Origin of the sequence: Neobacillus drentensis, from assembly GCF_036962765.1 — a bacterium.
Classification (GTDB): Bacteria; Bacillota; Bacilli; order Bacillales; family Cytobacillaceae; genus Neobacillus; species Neobacillus drentensis_C.
Map to the genome: position 1 here is coordinate 381 of NZ_JBALOS010000304.1, position 10,494 is coordinate 10,874.

A 10,494-nucleotide genomic window follows, 5' to 3' on the forward strand; every position below is an offset into this window, starting at 1 on the left:
ATATTGTTGGGATTAGCTGGCGGAATAATGGTCTTTTTTGTTTATTATCGATTATTTATGTACTACCCTGACATTCCCTTTACAAGTTATGTTCAAGAAATTACTGGGAAATGGCTAGGACGGGTTATAGGGGGATTATATATTGTCTATTTTTTATATTGTGCATCAAGGGTATTACGAGATTTTGGAGAGTTATTATCGTCAACTATTTATAATAGTACTCCCTTATTTGTAATTAATACCTTGATGATCGTTACTATTATCTATGCAATCCATAAGGGGTTTGAGGTATTAGCCCGGGTTGGAGAAATTTTCTTTGGGGTTGTCTACATGACAGCGATATTAGGTATGTTATTAATCGTCTTTTCTGGTTTGATTCATTTAGGAAACTTAAAGCCGATTTTAGAAAATGGATTGAAACCAGTCATAAAAACATTTCTAACCCAAACCATTACCTTTCCTTTTGGAGAAATGGTTGTTTTTACCATGCTGCTCCCATTCTTACGAGATAAAAAGAAGGCAAAAATCGTCTGTTTAAGTGGGATGATCTTAAGCGGAATAAATATTACCATAACAGTGGTAGTAAATATTTCTGTTTTAGGTGTAGCGCTCTTTCAACGGTCCACTTTCCCTCTTTTAACAACAGTGGGGAGAATTCAAATTGCCGATTTTATTGAACGATTAGATGTATTATTTATGCTCTATCTAGTCATTGGAGGTTTTTTTAAGATTGCAATATACTTTTATGCTGCTGTGGCCGGTGCTGCTGATATCTTTCAAATACCGAATCAACGCAAGATTGGGTTTCCATTAGGACTGATCGTCTTATTTGCATCAGTTACGATTGCCACAAATTATTCGGAACATATTAAAGAAGGGTTAGTTGTTGTCCCTCTTTATTTACATTGGCCATTTCAAATTATCATCCCTGTTACTTTATTAATGATTGCTTTCTTTCGGAATTGGAAGAAAAAGAAAAGCCCGGCATCATAGCGCGGGCCTTAAACATTTTTTATACGATTTCATTGGTTAATCAGCGTTTATTCTTTGTGTGATTTTGCTTTACAGGGAGGGCAATTCGAACAGAGGTCCCGTGATTTTTCTGACTATCGAATTGGATCGTGCCTTGGTGTGATTGAACAATCTTGAAACTGACCGTTAATCCTAATCCCGTCCCTTTTTCTTTAGATGAGTAGAATGGTTCACCAATTTTCTCTAATCTTTCTTTTGAGATACCGCAGCCATTGTCTTTAATAATGATCAATACCTTATTTCCTTCTGACTTTTCCAAATCAATTGAAACGGTTCCACCTTTTTGTGATGCTTCAATCGAATTCTTAATAATATTAATAAATAATTGCTTGAGCTGATTAGGTTCACACTCAATGACGATTTCCTTTTCCGGAAAGGAGGAATCGATTTGAACATTATATAAACTTGCTTCCGTGCTTAATAGTGAGATGACATCCTTTAATAATTTTTGCAGGTCTGCCTTGGTATATTTCAATATCTGCGGTTTGGCCAATAACAATAGCTCACCGACAATATGATTAATACGGTTTAATTCGTCTAACATGATCTGATAAAAGTATTGGTGCTTTTCATCTTCCACTTGTAAAAGCTGAACAAACCCTTTTAAGGAGGTCAGTGGATTCCTAATTTCATGAGCTACGCTAGCAGATAATTCACCCACGATCGATAACTTTTCAGTCCTTCGGAGGCGCTCTTCTGTCTCCCTTAATTTGGTCACATCACTGCCATAACCAATAATTCCAGTCGTATTTCCATTAATAATGATTGGAAGGGAGGTACATTGTAATATAATCCGGTTTCCGTTTGCGTGTGGAATGTTTATCTCATACATGACTGGTTTCATATCTTCAACAACGGTAGAAATAAATTTAGGTAAATATCTAATATACTTTTTCGGTAATAAATTCTTAATATTTTTTCCAATCATTTCTTCTCGTTTGCAGCCTGTAATGACATCATATTGTGAGTTTAAATTGGTAATGGTTCCACTCAGATCCATCATATAAACAATATCTGGACTGTATTCGAATAATGATTTGTATTGTTGCTGACTTTCTGCCAATTTTAAGGCCATTTCCTTTTTTTCAGTAATATCCCTTCCAATGATTACTAATCCTTGTCGACTGCCATCGGTATGAAATAGCGGCACTTTGATTGTGTCAAATATTCTTGATGACCCATATGGGACCGGAAGGACTTCTTCAATACGGGTAATGGCTCGATTATTCCATGCTTCTTCATCAGAAATTTCACAATATCTAAGGGCATCACCATAAAAGTCAGAATAATTGGCTAATTCCGAGTCTTTTTTTCCTCGATAATCAACATGTTCTAGCCCAAACAATTGTAATCCAAATTCATTGGCTTCAATCCATCGGCCTTCGCCATCCTTAAAGTTAACAAAATCTACCATCGAATTTATTAAGGTCGATAAACGTTCTTGATCTTCCTGCGATGCTGTTAATTCCTCTTTTTTACTAATAAAGAAATAAATAAATCCTCCTGTAACCAATATATAAAAGATCTCTTTCGCTCTTTCAACCACACCAACGATTGAAGAAGGTATGTATTGTTCAATTAAATAATTGGAACTATATATCCAAATAATACTTGAAATAAGGTAAAGAAGTATGAGCTTTTTTTTCTCCATGGAAATCACCAGTTCTTTTCATTAAATAACGTACATTAGTCTATAGTACTAGAAAATCCATTAATTTGGAATAATACAATAGTGGTAAAAGTATATTTCCATGGTTTATTTGATTCTTTTCCCTAGAATGAGTAAATCTCTCTCAATTCCATCCAACTCGGCTACATTTGGAAGGTGTGCCCATTTTTCAAAGCCAAAACTTGTAAAAAGCTTAATACTAGGTTCATTATGGCCAAAAATAAAACCCAGCAAGGTTTTAATGTTTAAACGTGGGCAGGCTTCTATTGCTTTTTGAATTAAATATTTACCCAGTTTTCTCCCTCGGAAGTCTGGATGGATATAAATACTAATTTCAGCAGTTGCATTATAGGCAGGACGGCCGTAAAAAGATTGAAAACTAACCCATGCGCAGATTTGGCCTTGATCTTCTACGACCCATAATGGACGAAAAGAAGGTGAATGTTCATGAAACCAATGCACTCGGTTATCTACTGAGATTGGTTCAAGATCAGCTGTTACCATTCTGCTTTCGATTGTTGTATTGTATATTTCTATGATGGCTGTTAAATCACTCATATTTGCATCTCTAATGTTGAAGTCCTCAAACACGTTAAACACCACTCCCGTTTTTATTGTCTAATAGCTTTTATATTATCTTTTCGAACTAACATTATCAATATTGTAATAGCACATTGTTTAGAAAAAAGAAAAGCCTTTTCCCGAACTAGTCCGAGAAAAGGTCTTTTCTTCTAATGACAGGATGTTTTTACCCTGCCATTTTACGTTTCTCTGCCAAAACCTTACCAGCGGTGGGCCTTGGCATTACTCCTTAGAATGATCTGATTTTGTGACATTTGCGTTTGCCCATTAATCTGTGCTTTGGTATGCTTCGCTCTCGTTGTACCATAATGAAAAAGCTCTGAGTGCGGATCTAAATGATCTTTATAGCTCATCAAATCACCTCATCAAAGGATTGGAAACGAAGATATTCTATTGAATATCTTCTTTATCATTTGTAAAAAAACAGGAAAATAGTCATCTAAACAGAATTTATTATATTATTTAGTCGGTTACATAGTGAATGATTGATTAATATTGAATATTCTGGTTTGCAGTGGATTTTTTTGTTAATAAGGTAAAGATTAGCTTGTGTTATCTGAAAGTTCGGAATAAAATAAAGTTAACATACCAACCGGTAGGTATGCATTCGTTCGGTTTAGCATATGATTAATTAACGGCATTAATCTTGATTTTTAGAATAAGAATGGAGTGAATGTGATGTATTTACGATTGACGGATGAACAAAAAATGGTTCAAAAAACGATTAGAAGATTCGTAGAAAAAGAACTCATTCCACTTGAAAACGATGTTCTAAGAAATGAACGAGAAGGTAAACCAAGTCTTCCTGCTGGTAAGTTAAAAGAACTGCAATTAAAGGCTAAAGAAGCCGGGTTTTGGGGAATTAACACACCAGAAGAATATGGCGGGGCAGACCTTGGACAAATGATGATGGCAATTGTGTTAATGGAAGTTTCAAAAACCTTTGTTCCGTTTCAATTTGGCGGCAGTGCAGATAATATTCTTTATTATGGGAATGAAGAACAAAAGAAAAAATACTTAATTCCTACAATTAATGGGGAGAAAAAGTCTTGTTTTGCCATGACCGAGCCTGGTGCTGGTTCCGACACAAGAAATATTAAAATGACGGCAGTACAAGACGGCAATGACTGGGTCCTAAATGGCGAAAAAACGTTTATTACTGGTGGAAACGAAGCAGATTTTGTTATGGCAATCGCTATTACTGATAGAGACCTACATCAATCAACACAAGGGCGAGAAGGGGTTACATGCTTTATTGTTGACCGGGAAATGGGCTGGAAATCTGAGTATATACATACAATGGGAGAATGGGGACCAGCTGGCTTGGTATTCGATAATGTTCGTGTTCCAGAAGAAAATATCCTAGGTGAATTACACAAAGGCTATAATCTTGGACTGGAGTGGATCGGTTTTGCCCGCTGGGTCGTTGGTGCCAGAGCTGTCGGTTCGGCCGAACGCCTGCTGCAAATGGCGATTGATTATGCCAAAGAAAGGGTCACATTTGGGAAACCAATTGCCGAAAGACAAGCAATCCAATGGCAAATCGCTGATTCAGCGGTTGAAATCGAAGCCGCAAAATGGCTCGTGTTGAACGCAGCGTTTACACTTGATAATGGCGAAGATAACCGTCACTTGGCATCGATGGCAAAATTATATGGTGCAAATATGGGCAACAATGTCGTCGACCGTGTCCTTCAAATTCACGGCGGCATGGGGTATACAAGAGAATTACCGATTGAGCGCTGGTATCGTGAAGCTAGGCTTTGGAGAATTTACGATGGCACAGATGAGATCCAACGCATGATTATCGCACGTAATCTTATTAAAGGGCATGTCAAGATTGGGCAATATGTTTAATCGTATTTAATGTAAGCGTATTCTACAAATAGATTAAACTAGAGGAGGAATAGAAATGGCAGGGAGATTTGCAGGGAAAGTGGCGTTTGTAACGGGTGGAAGCCGCGGCATCGGAAAAGGGATTGTTGAGTTCTTTGCAGAAGAAGGTGCAAAGGTTGCTTTAATCGATTTAAATGAAGAGGCGTTAAGTGAAACGACCAGTGAATTAAAAGAAAAAGGTTATGAAGTTTATGCCAAAGTGGCAAACGTCGTGGATGCCGAGCAGGTTGAAAACGCAATGAAAGAGGTCTATGAAACATACGGCTCTATCGATATCTTGGTTAATAATGCCGGAGTCATCCGTGATAACCTGCTTTTTAAAATGACAGATACAGACTGGCAAACTGTAATGGATGTCCATTTAAAAGGATCATTTAATGCAGCCCGCGCTGTCCAAAAATATATGGTCGAAAATAAATATGGGCGAATTATCAATATTTCATCGACCTCAGCGCTAGGAAATCGCGGGCAGGCCAATTATGCTGCCGCAAAGGCCGGATTGCAGGGCTTTACAAAAACACTTGCAATTGAGTTAGGTAGATATGGAATCACTGCAAACTCCGTCGCACCAGGATTTATTGAAACAGAAATGACAAAGGAAACGGCCGCTAGAATCGGGATTCCATTTGAGCAGCTTATTCAAGCAAGTGTAGCTACAATTCCGGTCGGAAGAAGTGGAAAGCCGGCAGATATTGCCAATGCCGTTGCCTTCTTTGCTGATGAAAAATCATCGTTCGTGAATGGTCAAGTTATCTATGTTGCTGGCGGACCAAAATGCTAAATAGATGAGGTGAAGATAAATTGTTTAAAAACCAGATAGGTAAACATTCGAACAAAGTTAAAAATGTAGTTGAAAGAGGAGCCGTCAAGAAGTTCGCGGAATCAATTGGGGACCTCCATCCGATATACTTTGATGAAGAGACTGGGAAAAATTCAAGATATCGAGCAAACATTGCACCGCCAACCTTTCCGAGGACATTTGAGTATGGTGATATCGATGGGTTAAACCTGCCCAATAAAGGTTTAATCCATGGTGAACAAACGTTTCATTACGAACGGCCCTTAAGGGTTGGTGAAGAGATTTACTGCTTTTCCAAAGTGAAGAACTATTTTGAGAAAAAAGGGAACTTTGGGGAGATGGGGTTCTTGGTTCTTGAAAGCTTTGGAGAAGATGCTTCAGGCGCTTTGATATTTAGTTCAACCTCAACGGTTGTCATATCTGAAGCTGTGAGGAGGGTGTTGGTTAAGTGAGTACACTTGCACAGTTACAAGTCGGAGAATCTGTAAAGGAAATTCAATTGGAGCCAGTCTCAAGGATGGATCTCATTAAATATTCAGGTGCATCTGGAGATTTTAACCCCATTCATACCATTGATGACGAGGCAACAAAGGCCGGATTACCTGGTATTATTGCCCATGGGATGTGGACGATGGGGAATCTTGCTAAGCTTTTTACTGCCTATTATGAAGAAGGATTTATGATGGATTACTCAATCCGCTTCAAAGGGATGGTATTTTTGAACGATGTGATCACGCTGAAGGCAACATTGAAAGAAAAGCAGGATAAAAACCTGCGCTTTACGGTCCAGGCTGTAAATCAACAAGGGAATGAAGTGTTAAAAGGTGAAGTATTGTATCACCAATACTAAGCATGAGTGAATTTATGACCCGGCATCAAGAGAACTGCTCTTCTTGGTGCTGGGTTTATTGTTATTTTTCATTAAATAGCACGACTACAAAAAGGAGTGAATCCATGACTAATAAAATGGTATTGAGCTATCATCCGCCAGTTTTTTCGACTATGGAGGAGGAACGAGAACATTTAAAACAGAGATTAGCTGCCTCGTTTCGGTTATTTTCAAAATTTGGCTTTGATGAAGGAGTGGCAGGTCACATTACCGCAAGAGATCCGGAGTTTAAAGATCACTTCTGGGTTAACCCGTTCGGGATGCATTTTAGCCAAATTAAGGCCTCTGACTTAATTCTCTGTAACCATGAGGGGGACGTTGTTGAAGGCAACTATCCTGTAAATCGTGCAGCCTTTGCCATCCATTCTCAGATTCATGCAGCACGCCCTGATGTTATTGCCGCTGCACATGCCCATTCTGTTTATGGTAAATCATGGTCTTCCCTTGGCCGTCTGCTCGATCCTATTACCCAAGATACTTGTGCCTTTTATAAAGATCATTCATTATTTGATGACTACACTGGCGTGGTTTTGGATATTGAGGAAGGAAAACGGATTGGGAAAGCCCTTGGGGACCGTAAAGCGTGTATATTACGAAATCACGGCTTGCTAACTGTCGGGAAATCAGTTGATGAAGCGGCTTGGTGGTTTATCACAATGGAACGTTCATGCCAGGCTCAGTTGCTTGCGGAGTCAGTAGGGAAACCTGTTCTAATTGAGGATGTTAATGCGAGTGTAACGTACGAAACAGTGGGAACTTCAGAGGCTGGATGGTTTCAATTCCAGCCATTATGGAATCGGATTATAAAAGAACAGCCTGATTTACTTGATTAACTTAGTTATCTGAAATGATGGAGTTTAGTCTTTTCAGAACCAAACATACCACCATACCTGGAGGATGAAGAATGAAAATTGGTGTTGCAGGAACTGGAGCTGTCGGCGGCTATTTTGGCGGACTATTAAAGAAGGCCGGTAATGATGTCGTTTTCCTTGCAAGGGGAAACAACCTCGAGAGGTTGCAGGAAAAAGGCTTAATGATTGAAAGTGAAGTGGGAAAATTCACTACCGATGGTTTCTTTACCGACAAATATGAGGCATTTTCCGATATAGATTTGCTGTTATTTTGTGTAAAAGCGACAGATACAAATGATGTTGCCATCCATCTTCAGCCGTTTTTAAAAGAAAACTGCCTAATCATGACGCTTCAAAATGGAGTGGACAATGAAGAAATTCTTTCTTCCATATTTGGTGAAAGGAGAATACTTTCAGCAGCTGCTTACATTCAAGCAAGCGTTATAGACTCGGGTGTAGTAAAGCAGATTGGTGTACCTCCAAGATTAATTATCGGGGCTGTTGACGCCAATTTAGCTAAAAAGGTAGATGAGATAGCAACATTATTTAATGAAGCAAACATAGAAAGCTTCACATCCCCCAATGTTATTAAAATCAAATGGAACAAGCTATTGTGGAATGTAACCTTTAATCCATTAACAGCTCTGATCGAGTCAAGGGTTGGTGCCATTTATGATGATGAGGGCTTGCACCAACTGGCGATAAAAATTTGCAAAGAATCAATAGCTGTTGCAGTTGGATTGGGAATTGATATGGAAGAAGATTTCTATGAAACCATTTTGGCACAAGGACAATTAGCAAAGGATCATCAAACTTCCATGCTTCAGGATATGCTGAAAGGGAAAACGTTGGAATTAGAATCAATCTGTGGATATATCGTGAAAAAAGGAAGAGAAGTAAAGGTAGAAACCCCTGTTCTGGAAACCATTTATTATCTATTAAATTAGAAGATTCGAGTAAGAGTTGAATACTTTCAACAGACATAAAAATATCAGATTGCTGTGATGTCTTCTTCTGTTCAATTGAATAACCTGCAACAATAAATAATTCTGAAATAGGGACATCCAGATAGTCAGCGAATTTTTGCAAATGTACAGGATTCGCTTTGCGTTTCCCATTTATAATCCGTGAGATAGTGGCTGTGTCAATATCAGTAAGTTCACTAAGATTCCGCATGGATAAAGAACGTTCTTTTAACAATTTCTTCAAAAACAATCCTAGTTTTTTATCTATTTTTTCATCCGACATATCTGCCTTCCTTTCTATCTTTTTCATACAATTTCATCTGAAAATGATCATAGGAAACTTCAAAAAATTAAGGATATAATTGCAAAGTACCTCCTATTTTGAAAAAGCAAATGCAATTTGAAATATACATATTCGTTGACACTTTGTCAACATTGAGTTTCTCACATGATTTAATGGTTTCATATATTTTCAATTTTTCAGGTTGTTTTATAAAAACTAAGTAAACCAAAAAGTGCTTGTTGCTATATAAATGTTGACAAAAAGTCAACAAAATTATTATTTGTACTTTATATGTATAGGAAGGAACTCACTTAGAGTGCCTAATCCCTGATAAAATTTAAGATTTTAGTCATGAAATTTGTGCGTAATTCGTTTATGTACTGCTGCAACCGTTACATTATTAACACGTCTTGGTTACGTTTAGGGAGTTTACGATATTGACTGGCTGAACTTCTCTTTCAGTTAGTACGGAATAAACGAAAAGGATGAAGTCCTCGAGCCTTCATCCTTTTCGTTTGTTACTTATTGATGTGAGCTTAGCTAAACCCATTATCTTTTTTAACTTCCATTTTTTTGTTTTTATTTTCAATCCGTTGGAAAACCCCCATTGGTAAATAGGTGATGAAAAACACAATAAGTGCGGCGATTTCAAGATTAATATAATACATAATTCCACTGCCGAAGAATGTTAGAATTGTTTTGGCTTCAGTTGGCTCCGCTAAGTAGAAAAAGTTCGTGCCAAGCAAGAGATTTAAGAAAAATACGGGAACGGCAATCATGTTTATGGTTAGGAAGCTAAATAAGATCGCTTTCTTGGGAACCCGGTAACCTTCATAAAGGATAAAATAAAATGCAGCTAACGGAATAACAGAATGATGAAGGAAATATTCGATATAGCGAAAATGTGGGAATGTGTAGGCCATTTCAGGTGTAACCATCGCTAAAATGGGAGTTAAGGTGCCAAAGAAATATAACAAATAAAACACTTTATTATTCTTTTTCAAAAATAAAAACAGGGCTAAAAAGGTACTGAGTGAACACAATTGTAAAGGAAGATCGTTCAAATCCCACTGATTTGTGAGGATTAACCATACATGCAAGGAAATCTCACATGCAGGCAAAAGGATGAAAAGTGTCCATTTAATGATCTGCTGGTAAATCTTACGTTTTTTTCGGAAATACACTAACGCACAACATGCCGCGAAGAATAGAGCCAACGTAATGATATGGACCGTTGAAAACAACTCAAAACCCTGCATTCCTGTAACAGAAAACATGATGTCATCATACCTCTCACTGTACATTGAAATGCTTTTTTTCTAAATTGTATTCATTGACCCATTAAACTGACACGATTTTATTTACTGTCCGATTGATGTATTAAGGATTCCCTATTATAAAAGGTGAAGAAAACCGTTACAATAGGTAGGAATAAAGTCTAAAGGAAAATAGATGGATTTACTTTCCACTTTCATTTCTTAAAAATAAAGAGTAGAAGATTTTGAAAGGTAGTGTCGAAAAGATGCTT

The 10,494-nt window shown here is 37.5% G+C and carries 11 protein-coding genes and 1 pseudogene; 7 read left to right on the forward strand and 5 right to left on the reverse strand.

Translation table 11 applies throughout. From position 1 onward, the window contains the following. A partial coding sequence (locus V7137_RS27605) for a GerAB/ArcD/ProY family transporter (protein ID WP_335701026.1) occupies positions 1-993 on the forward strand: 993 nt, incomplete at its 5' end. A gap of 40 nt (positions 994-1,033) precedes the next feature. Here the strand turns inward: V7137_RS27605 and V7137_RS27610 are convergent. The 3 genes from V7137_RS27610 to V7137_RS27620 form a co-directional block, all read right to left on the reverse strand. Continuing rightward, on the reverse strand, positions 1,034-2,683 hold the full coding sequence (locus V7137_RS27610) for a PAS domain S-box protein (RefSeq protein ID WP_335701027.1): 1,650 nt from the start codon (positions 2,681-2,683) through the stop codon (positions 1,034-1,036). A gap of 105 nt (positions 2,684-2,788) precedes the next feature. Next, positions 2,789-3,292 (reverse strand): GNAT family N-acetyltransferase, encoded by a 504-nt coding sequence (locus V7137_RS27615; RefSeq protein ID WP_335701028.1) that lies wholly within the window; start codon positions 3,290-3,292, stop codon positions 2,789-2,791. 191 nt (positions 3,293-3,483) lie between these two features. Beyond that, complete coding sequence (locus tag V7137_RS27620) at positions 3,484-3,636, reverse strand: YpzG family protein (RefSeq protein ID WP_144550091.1); 153 nt, start codon at positions 3,634-3,636, stop codon at positions 3,484-3,486. A gap of 325 nt (positions 3,637-3,961) precedes the next feature. Here V7137_RS27620 and V7137_RS27625 point away from each other — a divergent pair, with 325 nt between their 5' ends. The 6 genes from V7137_RS27625 to V7137_RS27650 all read left to right on the forward strand — a co-directional run bounded on the left by V7137_RS27625 (position 3,962) and on the right by V7137_RS27650 (position 8,665). After that, on the forward strand, positions 3,962-5,140 hold the full coding sequence (locus tag V7137_RS27625) for an acyl-CoA dehydrogenase family protein (protein ID WP_335701029.1): 1,179 nt from the start codon (positions 3,962-3,964) through the stop codon (positions 5,138-5,140). Positions 5,141-5,195: 55 nt separating this feature from the next. After that, positions 5,196-5,960 carry a 3-oxoacyl-ACP reductase FabG gene (gene fabG, locus V7137_RS27630; RefSeq protein WP_335701030.1) on the forward strand — a complete coding sequence of 255 codons (765 nt, stop codon included), beginning with the start codon at positions 5,196-5,198 and terminating at the stop codon, positions 5,958-5,960. Between the two features lie 20 nt (positions 5,961-5,980). Next, the gene (locus V7137_RS27635; RefSeq protein ID WP_335701031.1) at positions 5,981-6,430 is read left to right on the forward strand and encodes a MaoC family dehydratase N-terminal domain-containing protein; all 450 of its coding nucleotides are present in this window, start codon (positions 5,981-5,983) and stop codon (positions 6,428-6,430) included. Further along, positions 6,427-6,828, forward strand: a complete 402-nt coding sequence (locus V7137_RS27640; RefSeq protein ID WP_335701032.1) for a MaoC/PaaZ C-terminal domain-containing protein — start codon at positions 6,427-6,429, stop codon at positions 6,826-6,828. The genes V7137_RS27635 and V7137_RS27640 overlap by 4 nt, the downstream gene beginning before the upstream one ends. A 104-nt stretch (positions 6,829-6,932) precedes the next feature. Beyond that, entirely contained in the window at positions 6,933-7,700 is a 768-nt protein-coding gene (locus tag V7137_RS27645; RefSeq protein ID WP_420490188.1) for a class II aldolase/adducin family protein, read from the forward strand. Positions 7,701-7,771: 71 nt separating this feature from the next. Continuing rightward, a complete protein-coding gene (locus V7137_RS27650) occupies positions 7,772-8,665 on the forward strand; it encodes a ketopantoate reductase family protein (RefSeq protein WP_335701034.1) in 894 nt (297 codons plus the stop codon). A 103-nt stretch (positions 8,666-8,768) separates the two neighbouring features. On the opposite strand, the pseudogene V7137_RS27655 reads toward V7137_RS27650, so the two are convergent. Beyond that, positions 8,769-8,993, reverse strand: a pseudogene (locus tag V7137_RS27655) (helix-turn-helix domain-containing protein); the annotation flags it as partial. Positions 8,994-9,502: 509 nt separating this feature from the next. Beyond that, the gene (locus tag V7137_RS27660) at positions 9,503-10,243 is read right to left on the reverse strand and encodes a YwaF family protein (protein ID WP_335701035.1); all 741 of its coding nucleotides are present in this window, start codon (positions 10,241-10,243) and stop codon (positions 9,503-9,505) included. Between the last annotated feature and the right edge of the window lie 251 nt (positions 10,244-10,494).